At 57.7% G+C, this 14,808-nt stretch carries 14 protein-coding genes; 9 read left to right on the top strand and 5 right to left on the bottom strand.

Going from position 1 to position 14,808, the window contains the following annotated elements; translation table 11 throughout:
* The 4 genes from malP to glpE all read right to left on the bottom strand — a co-directional run bounded on the left by malP (nt 1) and on the right by glpE (nt 4,530).
* The gene (gene malP / locus FA92_RS16365) at nt 1-2,406 is read right to left on the bottom strand and encodes a maltodextrin phosphorylase (RefSeq protein ID WP_033784176.1); all 2,406 of its coding nucleotides are present in this window, start codon (nt 2,404-2,406) and stop codon (nt 1-3) included.
* 155 nt (nt 2,407-2,561) lie between these two features.
* Complete coding sequence (locus tag FA92_RS16370) at nt 2,562-3,320, bottom strand: DeoR/GlpR family transcriptional regulator (RefSeq protein WP_013359303.1); 759 nt, start codon at nt 3,318-3,320, stop codon at nt 2,562-2,564.
* Nucleotides 3,321-3,352: 32 nt separating this feature from the next.
* The gene (gene glpG, locus FA92_RS16375) at nt 3,353-4,174 is read right to left on the bottom strand and encodes a rhomboid family intramembrane serine protease GlpG (protein ID WP_033784177.1); all 822 of its coding nucleotides are present in this window, start codon (nt 4,172-4,174) and stop codon (nt 3,353-3,355) included.
* Nucleotides 4,175-4,203: 29 nt separating this feature from the next.
* Nucleotides 4,204-4,530 (bottom strand): thiosulfate sulfurtransferase GlpE, encoded by a 327-nt coding sequence (gene glpE / locus FA92_RS16380; protein ID WP_049788879.1) that lies wholly within the window; start codon nt 4,528-4,530, stop codon nt 4,204-4,206.
* A 230-nt stretch (nt 4,531-4,760) separates the two neighbouring features.
* Here glpE and glpD point away from each other — a divergent pair, with 230 nt between their 5' ends.
* The 9 genes from glpD (at nt 4,761) to mdcH (ending at nt 13,683) form a co-directional block, all read left to right on the top strand.
* Nucleotides 4,761-6,266: a glycerol-3-phosphate dehydrogenase gene (glpD, locus tag FA92_RS16385; protein WP_013359306.1), complete on the top strand. Its 1,506-nt coding sequence runs from the start codon at nt 4,761-4,763 to the stop codon at nt 6,264-6,266.
* Nucleotides 6,267-6,621: 355 nt separating this feature from the next.
* Entirely contained in the window at nt 6,622-8,277 is a 1,656-nt protein-coding gene (gene mdcA / locus FA92_RS16390) for a malonate decarboxylase subunit alpha (protein WP_033784179.1), read from the top strand.
* A complete protein-coding gene (locus FA92_RS16395) occupies nt 8,278-9,138 on the top strand; it encodes a triphosphoribosyl-dephospho-CoA synthase (RefSeq protein WP_033784180.1) in 861 nt (286 codons plus the stop codon).
* Nucleotides 9,139-9,146: 8 nt separating this feature from the next.
* Nucleotides 9,147-9,446 carry a malonate decarboxylase acyl carrier protein gene (gene mdcC, locus FA92_RS16400; RefSeq protein WP_033784182.1) on the top strand — a complete coding sequence of 100 codons (300 nt, stop codon included), beginning with the start codon at nt 9,147-9,149 and terminating at the stop codon, nt 9,444-9,446.
* Entirely contained in the window at nt 9,439-10,272 is an 834-nt protein-coding gene (locus tag FA92_RS16405) for a biotin-independent malonate decarboxylase subunit beta (protein ID WP_013359311.1), read from the top strand. Before mdcC ends, FA92_RS16405 begins: the two co-directional genes overlap by 8 nt.
* Nucleotides 10,272-11,072 (top strand): biotin-independent malonate decarboxylase subunit gamma, encoded by an 801-nt coding sequence (gene mdcE, locus FA92_RS16410; RefSeq protein ID WP_033784183.1) that lies wholly within the window; start codon nt 10,272-10,274, stop codon nt 11,070-11,072. Before FA92_RS16405 ends, mdcE begins: the two co-directional genes overlap by 1 nt.
* Nucleotides 11,073-11,205: 133 nt before the next feature.
* A complete protein-coding gene (locus FA92_RS16415) occupies nt 11,206-12,165 on the top strand; it encodes an AEC family transporter (RefSeq protein ID WP_013359313.1) in 960 nt (319 codons plus the stop codon).
* A 1-nt stretch (nt 12,166) separates the two neighbouring features.
* The gene (locus FA92_RS16420) at nt 12,167-12,784 is read left to right on the top strand and encodes a malonate decarboxylase holo-ACP synthase (protein WP_033784185.1); all 618 of its coding nucleotides are present in this window, start codon (nt 12,167-12,169) and stop codon (nt 12,782-12,784) included.
* A complete protein-coding gene (gene mdcH, locus FA92_RS16425) occupies nt 12,781-13,683 on the top strand; it encodes a malonate decarboxylase subunit epsilon (RefSeq protein WP_033784186.1) in 903 nt (300 codons plus the stop codon). The genes FA92_RS16420 and mdcH overlap by 4 nt, the downstream gene beginning before the upstream one ends.
* Here the strand turns inward: mdcH and FA92_RS16430 are convergent.
* Complete coding sequence (locus FA92_RS16430; RefSeq protein ID WP_033784187.1) at nt 13,673-14,599, bottom strand: LysR family transcriptional regulator; 927 nt, start codon at nt 14,597-14,599, stop codon at nt 13,673-13,675. The two genes, mdcH and FA92_RS16430, sit on opposite strands and share 11 nt — an antisense overlap.
* Between the last annotated feature and the right edge of the window lie 209 nt (nt 14,600-14,808).

Below are 14,808 nucleotides of genomic sequence, written 5' to 3' on the forward strand. Positions count from 1 at the left end.
TTAGCGCGGTGCCTGCCAGATACGTTGCTGATAGTCACGAATGGAACGGTCCGAACTGAACATGCCGGTTCGTGCCGTATTGAGGATGGCGGCGCGGGTCCAGCCTTCGGGGTCACGCCATAGCGCTTCCACCCGTTGCTGCGCCTCGATATAGGCCTGGAAATCGGCCAGCACCAGCCAGGGATCGCCGTGTTTCGTCAGGCTTTCCAGCATCAGGTCAAAGGCGTGCTTATCCCCGTCGCTGAATTTGCCCTTCTCCAGCGATTTCAGTAAATCGTCCAGCGGCTTGTTCTGCTTACGCACCTTTTTCGGGTTGTAGCCTTTCGCCTTGAGCGCCTTCACCTCATCCACGGTGTGACCGAAGATAAAGATGTTCTCCTCGCCCACCTGTTCGGCAATTTCGACATTAGCTCCATCCAGCGTGCCAATCGTCAGCGCACCGTTCAGCGCCAGCTTCATGTTGCCGGTGCCGGAGGCTTCATAACCGGCGGTGGAGATCTGCTCAGAGAGATCCGCTGCCGGGATCATCTGCTCGGCCACGGTGATACGGTAGTCGGGGATAAACACCACTTTGAGTCTGTCGCCAACCCGCGGATCGTTGTTCACCACCTCCGCCACTTTGTTAATGGCGTAGATGATATTTTTGGCGAGGTAGTAACCCGGCGCGGCCTTAGCCCCGAACAGGAATACCCGTGGTGTAAAGGTGACATCTTCCGGTTTATTAAACAGCGTCTGATAGCAGTAGAGGATATGCAGCAGGCTGAGATGCTGGCGCTTGTACTCATGCAGACGCTTGATCTGCACATCGAACAGCGCAGCCGGATTCACGATGATGCCGGTGTGCCGCGCGATATACTTTGTAAGCTGCGCTTTGTTCTGCTGTTTGATGCTGCGATAGCGCTGACGAAACGCCTGATCGTCGGCATAAGCCTCCAGACCGATCAATGCATCAAGGTTATTGGCCCACTCGGTTTTCAGCGTCTCATCAATCAGACCGGCCAGCGCCGGGTTACACTGCTTCAGCCAGCGACGCGGCGTAATGCCGTTGGTGACGTTATGGAATTTTTGCGGCCAGAGCTGGTGATACTCCGGGAAGAGATCGCTGACCACCAGACGGGAGTGCAGCGCCGCCACGCCGTTGACCGCAAAGCCGCTGACGACGCAGAGATTGGCCATCCGCACCTGACCGTCAGCCACCACTGCCAGCTTGTGCCACATCGCTTTGTCATCCGGCCAGCGCTGCTTCACCTGCGTCTTCAGTCGCTGATTAATCTCTTTAATAATCAGCATGTGGCGCGGCAGCAGGCTGCGCATCAGCTTCTCATCCCAACGCTCCAGCGCCTCCGGCATCAGCGTGTGGTTGGTGTAAGCAAACAACCGGCTGGTGATCTGCCATGCTTCATCCCAGCTCAGCTGATGCTCATCCAGCAGCACGCGCAGCATCTCCGGAATGGCAATGGTCGGATGGGTATCATTGAGCTGGATCACTTCGAAATCCGGCAGGCTGTGAATGCTGCGCCCCGCCAGATGGTGACGCCGCAGGATATCCGCCACCGCACAGGCGCACTGGAAATATTGCTGCATCAGGCGCAGCCGCTTGCCAGCCTGATGGTTGTCATTGGGATAAAGAACCTTGGTGAGCTTTGCCGCTTCGATACCGGGCTGCTCCGCCTGCAGGAAGTGGCCGTCATTAAAGGCGGTGAGATCAAACGGATGCGCGCTCACTGCCTGCCACAGGCGCAGCGGCAGCGTCACGCCGTTGCGGTAGCCGGTGACCGGCAAATCCCAGGCCTCACCGCGCAGCGTAAAATCGGGATGCCAGCGTACACCGCCGTTTTCCAGTTTTTCTACCCGACCGCCCATCGCGACGTCAACATCCAGCGCCGCGTTGTGGCGGAACCAGGGATAGCGTTCGCGCTGCCAGTCATCGGGCGCTTCAATCTGCTTACCCTCGTCAAAAGACTGGCGGAACAGGCCGTACTGGTAATTCAGTCCATGGCCGGTGGCGGACTGCCCTACCGTTGCCATTGAATCCATGTAGCAGGCGGCCAGCCGTCCCAGCCCGCCGTTGCCGAGCGCCGGATCGACCTCCTGCTCCAGCAGTTCGGTTAAATCGAGTTGCTGCTCAGCCAGCGCCGCTTTAACCTCGTCATACCAGCCGAGATTCAGCAGGTTGTTGCCGGTCAGACGGCCAATCAGAAACTCCATCGACAGATAATTAACGTGACGCTGCTGCACCGCCTGACGCGGTGCCGGTTGCGCGGCCAGCAGTTCTGCCAGCGCCGCGCTCACCGCCTGCCACGCCTGGTGCGGGGTCATCTGCTGTGCGGAGAGGAGACTTAACTGCTGCCACTGGCGGGTCAATGCGGCGTTAAAACGGGCTTTATTAAATTTTTGCTGCGGCATATCACTCCCTTCTGTTACGCAATGAGGTGAAGCAAAAATAGAAAGCGCACGGGCTGGCAACCGGGTGCCAGCAACCGTTAAGTAAAGACGTGAGTGAGGAAAAAAGCGACAGCAATCAAAGAAAAACGCCAGCCGGGCGGCTGGCGTAGCAGGAATCAGCAGAGTTCGAGGTGAACCTCATGCTGCTCAATCACTTTCATAACGCTGGCGGGCGGCATTTTGTCGGTGTAGAGATAGTCCAGCAGACTCATGTTGCCCAGGTTAACCATGGCGTTACGGCCAAACTTCGAGTGATCCACCACCAGCATCACGCAGCGTGAATTTTCAATGATGGCACGCTTGGTGCGGACTTCGTGATAGTCGAACTCCAGCAGCGATCCATCCATATCGATGCCGCTGATCCCCAGGATGCCGTAATCGAGCCGGAACTGGGAAATAAAGTCGAGCGTCGCTTCCCCCATCACCGCGCCATCGCGGGTCCGTACTTCACCGCCTGCGATGATCACCCGGAAGTCGGGTTTGCCCATTAACAGCATCGCCACGTTAAGATTGTTGGTCACCACACGTAAATCGCTGTGGTTGAGCAGCGCGTGCGCCACCGCTTCCGGTGTGGTGCCGATGTCGATAAACAGCGTGGCCCCATCCGGGATCTGGCTGGCAACACGCTGCGCAATCCGCGCTTTTTCCGCTGACCACATCATTTTACGATCGTGCCAGGCGGTATTCTCAGAGCTGGAAGGAAGCGCCGCGCCGCCGTGGTGACGCTGAATTTTGTTCTGATCGGCCAGATCGTTGAGATCGCGACGAATGGTTTGCGGGCTGACCTCAAAGTGATCCACCAGCTCCTCAGTACTGACATATCCCTGACGACGGACTAAATCGATAATCGCATCATGACGTTGCGTCTGCTTCACGTTCCTCTCCTGTTAACCCGCTTATATCCTGTCTAACGACGCGTGACGTGACGCGTATCCACCAGCGCCATCGCCAGCCCGACGACCAGACCGGCGACGTGCGCCGCGTTAGCAATCGCCAGACCAAAGACGCCGAACCAGCCAATCACCAGCCAGACCAGCGCAAATCCGATCAATCCCCTTTCAAGATAGACGCCGCTGTCAGGATCGCGCTCGCCGCGCAGCCAGCAGTAACCCATCAGCGCATACACCACGCCCGACAGACCGCCAAACCAGATGCCGCTGAACTTCGCCTGCAGCCAGCCGCTGAGCAGCGCCGAAATCAGCATAATCACGAACAGTTTGCCGCTGCCAAGGCGCTTCTCAACCGCCCCGCCGAGATACCACCACCACATCAGATTAAACAGGATGTGCAGCAGTGAAAAGTGCAGCAGCGCATGGCTGAACCAGCGCCAGACCTGCAGATGCTGGTCGGCATCCGGCCAGGAGAGCCAGGCCATCACGGTCTGATCGCCCATCACCTGCATCAGAATAAACACGACGATACAGAGCACCATCAGGGACATGGTCAGCGGACCGGCCCGCTCGCGGATGTTCGCCCAGATGTTGCTGTGCTCATAGCGCAGACCGCTGTCGGTCTTGCCGCTGTGCCAGCTGGCAGCCTGATAGCGCGGATGGTTAGGGTCGTGTAAAAACTGCTGAAGTTCGTTTTCGACCACTGAGATCTTGCTCTCGTCATCCAGCATGATGACGTAGTGATTTTCATGCTCGATGCGCAGCATGATGCCCTGCGTCGCCATGTAGTCCACAAACGCCTGCGCCATGCGCGGCTGATTAAACTGGGTAATGCGCATCAGTAACTCTCCATGTGACGGGCGGCAATTTATTCACTGCCGAGGGCAACCTGCTGAGGAAAGGCGGCACGCCAGGCATCAAAGCCGCCATCAATGCTGTAGGCCGCGCTGAAACCCTGTCCCAGCAGATATTGCGCCGCGCTTTTGCTGCTGTTGCCGTGATAGCACATTACCAGCACCGGCAGGCTGTGGTCTGCGCCACTGACAAAGTCGCTGAGGTTGGTATTGGTCAGATGCAGCGCGCCTGCCGCATGGCCCAGGGCATAACTTTGCGGATCGCGGATATCCACCAGCAGTGCACCCTCAGCCAGATGCGCCTGCGCCTGCTGCACGTTAATACATTCGAACATTTCCATAGAATCTCTCATAACAGCGTCGTCGTAATGGTGCGTAGTGTAACCCGAGAATCCACGCCGATAACCTGACAATCGTTACGGCTATCTGTTTTTTTGGTGGGCAGAATGTTAGCTATATCACGCAAAAATGTTTTTACCCGGTTAAAGACTGGCGTAAATGTTGGTTTGCGATTATGATTATGCTCGAAAACGAACATTAGAGAACTATTCCGAACATCGGAGGAGATGACGTGGAAACCAAAGACCTGATCGTGATCGGCGGCGGCATCAACGGTGCCGGCATTGCAGCAGACGCTGCAGGACGCGGACTGTCGGTGTTAATGCTGGAGGCGCGGGATCTGGCTTGCGCGACCTCCTCTGCCAGTTCAAAACTGATTCACGGCGGCCTGCGCTACCTTGAACATTACGAATTCCGTCTGGTCAGTGAAGCACTGGCCGAGCGTGAAGTCCTGCTGAAAATGGCCCCGCATCTGGCGTTCCCGATGCGCTTCCGTCTGCCGCACCGTCCGCACCTGCGTCCGGCATGGATGATCCGCACCGGCCTGTTTATGTATGATCATCTCGGCAAGCGTACCAGCCTGCCAGGCAGTAAAAGTCTGCGGTTTGGCGCGGATTCGGCCCTGAAGCCGGAAATTACGCGCGGATTCGAATATTCTGACTGCTGGGTCGATGATGCCCGCATGGTAGTACTGAATGCGCAGGAAGTGGTGAAGCGTGGCGGTGAAGTCCGTACCCGTACCCGTGTAACCCGTGCCTGGCGTGAAGGTGGCCTGTGGAAGGTTGAAGCGGAAGATGTCGATACCGGCAAAACCTTTACCTGGCAGGCGAAAGGCCTGGTCAACGCCGCTGGTCCATGGGTCAAGCAGCTGTTTGATGACAGCCTGAAGCTGAAATCGCCTTACGGTATCCGCCTGATCAAAGGCAGCCACATCGTGGTGCCGCGCGTTCATACCGAGAAGCAGGCTTATATTCTGCAGAACGAAGATAACCGTATCGTGTTTGTCATCCCGTGGATGGATGAGTTCTCCATCATCGGCACCACCGATGTGGAGTACAAAGGCGATCCTAAAAACGTCAATATCGACGACAACGAGACCGAATACCTGCTGAAAGTGTTCAACGGGCACTTTAAAAAGCAGCTGACCGCTGACGATATCGTCTGGTCTTACTCTGGTGTGCGTCCGCTGTGTGATGATGAATCCGATTCACCGCAGGCGATCACCCGTGACTACACGCTGGACGTACGCGACGATAATGGTCAGGCACCGCTGCTTTCCGTATTCGGCGGCAAGCTGACCACCTATCGTAAGCTGGCGGAACATGCGCTGGAAAAACTGGTGAAATACTACCCGAACGCCGGTCCGGCCTGGACCAAAAACTGCGTGTTGCCGGGTGGCAATATCTCCGGCACCCGTGAAGATTATGCAGCCAGTCTGCGTCGTCGTTATCCGTTCATCAGCGAAAATATGGCGCGTCACTTCTCGCGCACTTATGGCAGCAGCACGGAAACCCTGCTGGCTGGCGCGAAAAGTCTGGATGACCTGGGTGAGAACTTCGGACACGAGTTCTACGAAGCCGAACTGCGCTACCTGGTGCAGCATGAGTGGGTGCGTGAACTGGATGATGCTATCTGGCGTCGTACCAAACAGGGTATGTGGCTGACCAAAGAGCAGCAGGCTCGCGTTGCAGAGTGGCTGGCAGCGAAAGCGAAACCCGTTCTGTCACTGGCCTCCTGAGCAGAGAATTAAAATACAGAAAGCAGGCTTCGGCCTGCTTTTTTTATGGCATGTTCACCGGACCACTATTCAGATCTATTTCAGCGCTCACGACCAGAATAACCGCTAGATGAAAATTGAACATTGATCACACTTTTTTTTGTTAATCAGTTACGACCAGCAATATTCACTGCTGTAACTTTTACTTCATGTATCAGAGCCTAAACTCAACCCGTCGCTTATCTCTTCCCCCCTTTCTCTATCGTTACCTTAAATCTAACGTTCATTTTTTTTACTTAATTGAACGATGCATTAAGAAGGCTCAGACTTCCCTCAGCATAAACGAAGCAACAGCGATTCTAATCAGGAGGTTGAAATGAACACAGGCCAAACGCCTGCCCGGGAGTGGAACACACGCCGCAGTGAAAAAGCGCGCCGTATAGCTTCCTTTCCCCTTGATGGCAAAGTCATTCCTTCAGAAAGAGCTACCGAAGCACTGGAAACACTCATTGCACCAGGCGACCGCGTGGTGCTTGAAGGGAATAACCAGAAACAGGCTGACTTCTTATCCCGCACGCTGGCAGCGGTGAATCCGGCAAAGATTCACGACCTGCATATGATTATGCCCAGCGTCGGCCGCAGTGAGCATCTCGATATTTTTGAAAAAGGCATCGCCCGCAAACTCGACTTCTCTTTTTCCGGTCCGCAAAGTCTGCGCATGTCTCAGCTGTTACAGGATGGCCAGCTGGAAATCGGCGCTATCCATACCTATATCGAACTCTATTCCCGCCTCTATGTTGATCTCAGCCCGAATGTGGCGTTGATTGCCGGTTACAAAGCTGACCGCAAAGGCAACCTCTATACCGGCCCGAGTACCGAAGATACCCCGGCACTGGTGGAAGCCGCCGCGTTTCGTGACGGTATCGTGATAGCCCAGGTCAATGAACTGGTCGATGACGAAACCGACCTGCCTCGCGTCGATATCCCCGGCTCCTGGATTGACTACGTCATCGTCGCAGACAAACCGTTCTTTATCGAACCGCTGTTTACCCGCGATCCGCGCCTGATCAAACAGGAACATATCCTGATGGCGATGATGGCGATTAAAGGCATCTATGCCGAACACCAGGTGCAGTCGCTGAACCACGGTATCGGTTTTAATACCGCCGCGATTGAACTGCTGCTGCCAACCTACGGCGAGCAGCTCGGCCTGAAAGGCAAAATCTGTAAGCACTGGACGCTGAACCCGCATCCGACGCTGATCCCGGCGATTGAGAGCGGCTGGGTCGAGAGTGTGCACTGCTTCGGCGGTGAGCTGGGGATGGAAGAGTATATCCGCGCCCGTCCCGACATCTTCTTTACCGGCAGCGACGGCTCAATGCGCTCTAACCGCGCCTTCTGTCAGCTGGCCGGCCAGTACGCGGTTGATATGTTTATCGGTGCCACCCTGCAGGTTGATGGTCTGGCCAACTCCTCTACCGTGACGCGTGGTCGTCTTTCAGGTTTCGGCGGCGCACCTAACATGGGTCACGATCCCCATGGCCGTCGTCATGCAACGCCCGCCTGGCTGAACATGATCACCGAGCCAGACCCGATGCAGCGCGGTAAAAAACTGGTGGTGCAGATGGTCGAAACCTTCCAGGCAGGCGCAAAACCGACCTTCGTTGAAACCCTGGATGCGGTTGAGGTCGCCAAAACCTCCGGTATGCCGCTGGCACCGGTCATGATTTACGGCGATGACGTGACCCATGTGCTGACTGAGGAAGGCATTGCCTATCTCTATCGCGCAGAAAGTCTTGAAGAGCGTCGCGCTATGGTCGCTGCCGTTGCGGGCATTACCGACATCGGCCTGGGTGTGGATGCGGCACGCGTCGCAGCCCTGCGTAAAAGCGGCAAAGTGGTCTACCCGGAAGATATGGGTATCCGCCGCTCTGACGCCACGCGTTCACTGCTGGCAGCGGGCAGCGTCGCTGACCTGGTTGAATGGTCAGATGGCCTGTACAACCCACCTGCTAAATTCCGGAGCTGGTAAATGAAACTCCTGTCACAGACTCAAGCCGAGGCGCAGTCCAGCCAGCTTGCGACGATGGCGCGCGATTGTCTGATCGATGAAGCACGCCTGAGCCCTAAGCCGGGTCTGGTCGACAGTCGGGGAAACGGTGCGCATCAGGATCTGACGCTGGCGCTGATGGAGCGTTCCGCTCACAGCCTGATGCCAGCCTTTCTGGCGCTGGCCCGTCACAGCTGGCTGCGTCCCGCTGATATCGCCCTGCGCGAAACGGTAGGCCGCCTGGGCCGCGACGGTGAGCAGCAGATGATGGCGGCAACCGGCGGCGTTAACACCCATCGAGGCGCAATCTGGGCGCTGGGCTTGCTGGTGAGTGCCGCGGCCATGCACGGTGGCGCTGCCAGTGCCGACCAGCTGACCCGCACCGCCGCCGCACTGGCCAGCCTGCCCGACCGGGCTGCGCCAAAGCTGTTCAGCAAAGGGTTAAAAGCAACGCACCGCTATCAGGTGCCCGGCGCACGCGAAGAGGCGCAACAGGCGTTTCCTCACGTGATGAAGCTGGCGCTGCCGCAGCTGCTGACCAGCCGGGCGGTGGGTGCCAGTGAAAGTGAAGCCCGTCTTGATGCGCTGATGGCGATCATGACCTCGCTCAGCGATACCTGCGTGCTGTCACGTGCGGGTATGACCGGACTAGACGCCATGCAGCAGGGCGCACGCGCCGTACTGCTGGCGGGAGGCTGCCGCACAGCTGCAGGTCAGGTGGCGCTGTCGCAGCTTGATCGGCGCATGCTGGCGTTCAATGCTTCGCCTGGCGGGGCCGCCGATTTGCTGGCCGCGACGCTGTTTATTGATCGGGTCTGCTCGCCTGAACATTCTTATTTTTAGAGGCCATTATGGAACACATCACATTATCTTTACCTGCAAACCGCCTGCTCAATGGCAGAGCGCTGGCCGGGGTCGTTGGTTCCGGTGATATGGAAGTGCTGTACACCGCAACTGAAGGCCAGACACTGAACATTGATATCACCACCTCACTGGATAACAGCGACGCTCGCTGGAAGGCGCTGTTTGACCGCCTGAACTTAATTAACGGCCTGCCCGCAGGAAAGCTGATTATTCACGATTTCGGCGCGACACCCGGCGTAGCGCGTATCCGTATTGAACAGGTTTTTGAAGAGGTGAGCCATGCGTAACGATGCCAGTTTTATTGAATTACGGGCCCGTGAACGCGCCCATGCGCTGCTGGATGCAGGCAGCTACCGCGAACTGCTTGATCCCTTTGAAGGCATTATGTCGCCATGGCTGGCCCCGCAGGGCGTGGTGCCTCAGTCAGACGACGGCATGGTGGTCGCACGCGGCACCCTGAACGGTCAGCCTGCCGTGGTGGTGGCCATCGAAGGCACCTTCCAGGGCGGCAGCATGGGCGAAGTCTCCGGGGCGAAAATGGCGGCAGCGCTGGAGCTGGCGGCGGAAGACAATCGCAACGGCATTCCGACTCAGGCGGTGCTCTGCCTGGAAACCGGTGGCGTGCGCTTGCAGGAAGCGAATCTTGGCCTGGCGGCGATTGCGGATATTCACGCAGCGATTGTCGATCTGCGTCGCTACACCCCGGTTATCGGCATCGTCAGCGGCACCGTTGGCTGCTTCGGCGGGATGTCTATCGCTGCCGCACTCTGCAGCTACCTGATTGTCACGCGCGAAGCCCGTCTGGGACTGAACGGTCCACAGGTCATTGAGCAGGAAGCAGGCATTGAAGAGTATGACTCGCGCGATCGCCCGTTTATCTGGAGCATGACCGGCGGCGAAATCCGCTACGCCAGCGGCCTGGTCGATGCGCTGGTGAGTGACGGCATCAACGCGGTAAAAACCGCCATGAATGAGTTCATTGCCAAAGGCGTTCCGGCTCAGAACCGCAGCGATAACTATGCCGATTTCCTGTCACGTCTGTCGCAGTTTGATACCCGCCAGCAGGCGGATACCGCGCAGATTAAACAGCTTTTCGCCCGGGAGGAGAAATAATGACTCAGACAAGCAGCCGCGGTGCAACCTGGCTGGAAAAACTCGCACCCAATGCACAGCGTCTTAGCGGCCTGTGTGCCTCTGTTCAGGTGGCTGACGGCCAGCTCAATGGCGAAAACGTCCGCTTTATTGCCATCGTGCCCGATCCACAAAACCACTATCCGCGCGCCGCGCAGGGTGAAGTCGGTCTGCTGGAGGGCTGGACGCTGGCGAAAGTGGTGAATGAAACGCGCGAAGCAGACAAAAACAGTGCCGTAAAACGTCCGATTGTGGCGGTGATTGATGTGCCAAGTCAGGCCTATGGCCGCCGCGAAGAGGCATTTGGTATTCATCAGGCGCTGGCGGGTGCAGCGGGGGCGTATGCCAACGCACGCCTTGACGGTCATCCGGTGATTGGCCTGATTGTCGGCAAAGCGATGTCCGGTGCGTTCCTGGCACACGGTTATCAGGCTAACCGACTGATTGCGCTCAACGATCAGGGTGTGCTGGTGCATGCCATGGGCAAAGCATCGGCGGCGCGTATTACGCTGCGTTCCGTGGAAGCGCTGGAAAAACTGGCTGCGACCATTCCACCGATGGCTTACGACGTAAATAACTTCGCCACGCTGGGCCTGCTCTCCGATCTGCTGAACGTGGGCAATCCTGATGCGCCGTCTGACGCCGATGTGGCGATGGTTGAGATTGCGCTGCACAAGGCGATCAGCGACGCTCGCCAGGATCCGAGCCTGAAAAGCCGCCTCGGTGCCTCCAATCGTCACAGCTCCTCCCTGGTTCGCGAACGTATGCGCGCGGCCTGGTAATTAACTAAAAAAATAAACCTGCCGAAACCGGTCTGACGGGGCGCATCGCTAATTGCGCCCCGGAGCAGTGGCCGTGTTCAGAATTATAAACATCGCTGTTTTTTAAAGAGTTCTTCTTAAATACAGGTGATTTATGATTTATATAATTGTTCATGCCCTTGCTCCGATCTTTGTCATTATGCTGCTGGGTTTCTGGGCCGGTAAGGCCGGAATGGTCAACAACAAAGATGTCTCTCTGCTTAATATCTTCGTGATGGATTTTGCACTGCCCGCCGCGCTGTTCAGCGCCACGGTTCAGACACCGTGGCCAGGCATTGTGGCGCAGTGGCCGCTGATTGTGGTGATCACCGGTGCAATGTGGATTACCTATGGCACCGTCTATTTCCTTGCGACCAAAGTGTTCAAAAAGTCACCGCAGGATGCGGCCGTTCTGACGCTGACCGTGGCGCTGCCTAACTACGCCGCACTGGGACTGCCCATTCTGGCCAGCGTGCTGGGTGAAAATGCGGCCACCTCCCTCTCCGTGGCGGTGTCGATTGCCTGTGGTTCAGTGCTGCTCACCCCGCTGTGCCTGCTGATCCTGGAACGTGAAAAGGCGTTTGCCGCAGGTACCGAACACGGTTCAACGCTGAAAATGCTGCCGATCCTGATGTGGCGTTCAGTAAAAAAACCTATCGTGATGGGACCGTTGATTGGGGTGGTTCTGTCAGCGCTGGGCGTTAAAATGCCGGATCTTGTGCTGGCCGCGATCAAACCGCTGGGCCTGGCGGCCACCGCCGCTGCGCTGTTCCTGACGGGTGTCATCCTCTCTGCGCGTCAGCTGAAACTCAACGCCGTCGTCGGCGTCGGTACTGTGGCTAAGCTGCTGATTCAGCCCTTTATCGCCTGGGGTCTGGTACTGGCGCTGGGACTTAACGGTTCAGTCGCCATCACCGCTATCCTGATGATTGCGCTGTCGGCCGGTTTCTTCGGCGTGGTGTTCGGCAACCGCTTTGGCGTGCAGTCACCCGATGCTGAAGCCGTGCTGCTGTTAAGCTCAATTCTGTGTATTTTATCGTTACCGCTGTTCATCACGCTGACATCAGGAATGTAATATGAGTGCGCCGCGCCCCCACGATCTGCTCTGGCTGCGTCACAGTGACGCGTTAGCCGCGGTTAAAGAGAGCTGGGTCAGCCCGTTCTGGCATCCCGATCTGCCGGTGGTGGTACGGCGCGACCACCGTGAATCCGGTCTGATTCCGGTGGGTGTGCGCGGTGAACGACGTGAGCAGCGCGCCGCCGGCTGGATTAGTCCAGCCGATATTGTCCGGATGGTGACGCCAGAGAGGCTGGCAGAACGGACATGGCTGCTGGATTCACCCTTTACCGCTTATGCGCCGGTTCGCGCGGCGATTGCGCTCAGCGAGACTCTCTGGCCCTGGCACTGGGGCATTACCGGCAGCACCGGTTATGCGCTGGCGACGCAGCGACTTGTGCTGCACGCTGCCAGCGATCTTGATTTAGTGATCCGCGCGCCGCAGCCGCTGGCACCCGACGCGCTGCAACAGTGGCTGACGCAGACTGACGCACTGGACTGCCGGGTAGATACCCAGGTGGAAACGCCGTCTGGCGCGTTTGCGCTGAACGAGTGGCTGCGTGAGGGTCGCGTGCTGTTAAAAACCGATACCGGACCGATACTGACCGCTTCACCCTGGAGCAGGGAGAATCCATGAAAATACTCTTTACCTTTCCCGGCCAGGGCACCCAGCGTGCCGGGATGCTGCAGCATCTGCCCGACGGCGACGCGGTGTTAAACAGCGTGCGAGCGGTACTGGGCGACGAGACCGACCGGCTCGACAGCACTGATGCGCTGCGCCACACCCGCGCCGTCCAGCTCAGTCTGCTGATTGCGGGAGTCGCCTGGGCGCGCGAGCTGATCCGCCGTGGGGTGAAACCGGACATCGTCAGTGGTCTGTCGATTGGTGCATTTCCCGCTGCGGTGATTTCCGGCGCGCTCGATTTCAGCGACGCCCTGCGGCTGGTGGCGTTGCGCGGCGATCTGATGGAACAGGCCTATCCGCAGGGCTATGGCCTGACCGCCATCACCGGTTTAACGCTGAATCGTCTGGAGAAGCTACTGGCTGGCAGCAATACCTACATCGCCAACCTGAATGCGGAAACGCAGATTGTCATTGCCGGTCGTGACGAGGATATGGCTGTCGTGGCGCAGAAAGCACTGGATGCCGGTGCCAGTAAAGCCGTTAAACTCGCGGTGAGCGTGCCGTCGCACTGCGCGCTGCTGGATAAACCCGCCGCTGAACTGGCGCGCGCATTTGAGTCCGTCAGCCTCTCGCGGCCCGATTGCGCTTACCTCAGCGGCTCCACCGGACGGGTGATTTGGGAGCCGGAAAAGATTGCTGACGATCTCGCCTTTAATATGGCGCGCACGGTGCAGTGGAATGATGCGATGGTTTCAGCTAATCAGCGCGATGCCCGACTGGCGATTGAGATGCCGCCTGGCAATGTGCTGACCGGCCTGACGCTGCAGGCGGGCTGGCAGGGCGAAGCGATTTGTCTGGAGCGTAACAGTATCGACGTTGCGCTGCATCTGGCTAAACGACTCAGTCAGTAAGGCTGCGGGCGTACATCCGCCCTTCTGCCGCCAGGGCCAGCAGGTCATTATCGCGTTCGCGACGGTGTGAGTAGACAATCGAAATCTGCTGACGCATCTGATAAGGCTCAGCCAGCGGCAGCAACTGAATGTTATTTTCATACACCTTCTTCATCCGTCCGGGGATCAGCGCCAGGCCAATGCCCGCCTGCACCAGGCTTATCATTGAGAAGATGTCATTTACCTGCGTGACCATGCGCGGTTCAAATCCGGCTATCTGAAACGCCTCCTGCGAACCGGTATAGGTGGCAAATCCCTCAGCCAGTGAAACAAAATCACGGTCGGCAAAATCACGCAGATCCACCGGGCCGGTTCCCTCCCGCGTCTCCCCGGCTGGCGCGGCCAGAAAGATACGGTCTTCAAACAGCGGAATCACATCAAAATGCGCATCGCTGAGTTCGCCGTCATCGGTGGCGATCAGAATGGCATCCAGCGCGTCATCTTCCAGCATGTTCAGCAGCATCTGATTGGAGCCCATGGTCAGATCAAGCTCCAGCGTGGGCCGGCGCAGTTTCATGCCCATAATCAGTCGGGGGATGGTTTCAAGCGTCAGCGAGTAGAGCGTGCCAAGCCGCAGACGACCCACACCGATACCCGCCACCTTGCGCGCCTCTTCAATACCTTTACCCATCAGGGTGGTCACGTCACGACAGTAGTCCAGCAGCGTCCAGGCGGCAGGCAACGGCACCAGGTTACGGCCTTTGTGGATAAACAGCGGACAGTCGATGCCCTCTTCCAGCGTGTGCAGCGCGCGGTGCACGCTGACGCTGCTCAGGGCCAGCGCTTCCGCCGTGCGGGCGATATTCCCTTTGCTCATAAACATCATAAAGACGCTGAGCTTGCGAAAGGTAATTTCCTGATTGATGTTGTCACTCATGGGCCGCGGTTGCCTGTCGGGTCGTTTTGCTTTCCCGCATAGTAGCGATTCTCAGCCAGGGTGTAATGATCTGGCTCGCTCTGCGGGCAGATACAGGCACAGAAATCATGAGATGCTGAACCCTGTGAAAAAGGGTGAGGGATGGCGGGAGGGTCAGAAGAGAAGATGGCAATGTGGCGGCCGGTTACCCGGCCGCACAGAACGTCAGA

The organism is Pantoea sp. 9140 (assembly GCF_000745295.1).
GTDB lineage: Bacteria > Pseudomonadota > Gammaproteobacteria > Enterobacterales > Enterobacteriaceae > Pantoea > Pantoea vagans.

Excerpts from the sequence above, each read along its gene's own strand:
- malP (WP_033784176.1), bottom strand. The coding sequence starts at position 2,406 with ATGCCGCAGCAAAAATTTAATAAAGCCCGTTTTAACGCCGCATTGACC.
- glpG (WP_033784177.1), bottom strand. The coding sequence starts at position 4,174 with ATGCGCATTACCCAGTTTAATCAGCCGCGCATGGCGCAGGCGTTTGTG.
- glpE (WP_049788879.1), bottom strand. The coding sequence starts at position 4,530 with ATGGAAATGTTCGAATGTATTAACGTGCAGCAGGCGCAGGCGCATCTG.
- mdcA (WP_033784179.1), top strand. The coding sequence starts at position 6,622 with ATGAACACAGGCCAAACGCCTGCCCGGGAGTGGAACACACGCCGCAGT.
- FA92_RS16395 (WP_033784180.1), top strand. The coding sequence starts at position 8,278 with ATGAAACTCCTGTCACAGACTCAAGCCGAGGCGCAGTCCAGCCAGCTT.
- mdcC (WP_033784182.1), top strand. The coding sequence starts at position 9,147 with ATGGAACACATCACATTATCTTTACCTGCAAACCGCCTGCTCAATGGC.
- FA92_RS16405 (WP_013359311.1), top strand. The coding sequence starts at position 9,439 with ATGCGTAACGATGCCAGTTTTATTGAATTACGGGCCCGTGAACGCGCC.
- mdcE (WP_033784183.1), top strand. The coding sequence starts at position 10,272 with ATGACTCAGACAAGCAGCCGCGGTGCAACCTGGCTGGAAAAACTCGCA.
- FA92_RS16415 (WP_013359313.1), top strand. The coding sequence starts at position 11,206 with ATGATTTATATAATTGTTCATGCCCTTGCTCCGATCTTTGTCATTATG.
- FA92_RS16420 (WP_033784185.1), top strand. The coding sequence starts at position 12,167 with ATGAGTGCGCCGCGCCCCCACGATCTGCTCTGGCTGCGTCACAGTGAC.
- mdcH (WP_033784186.1), top strand. The coding sequence starts at position 12,781 with ATGAAAATACTCTTTACCTTTCCCGGCCAGGGCACCCAGCGTGCCGGG.
- FA92_RS16430 (WP_033784187.1), bottom strand. The coding sequence starts at position 14,599 with ATGAGTGACAACATCAATCAGGAAATTACCTTTCGCAAGCTCAGCGTC.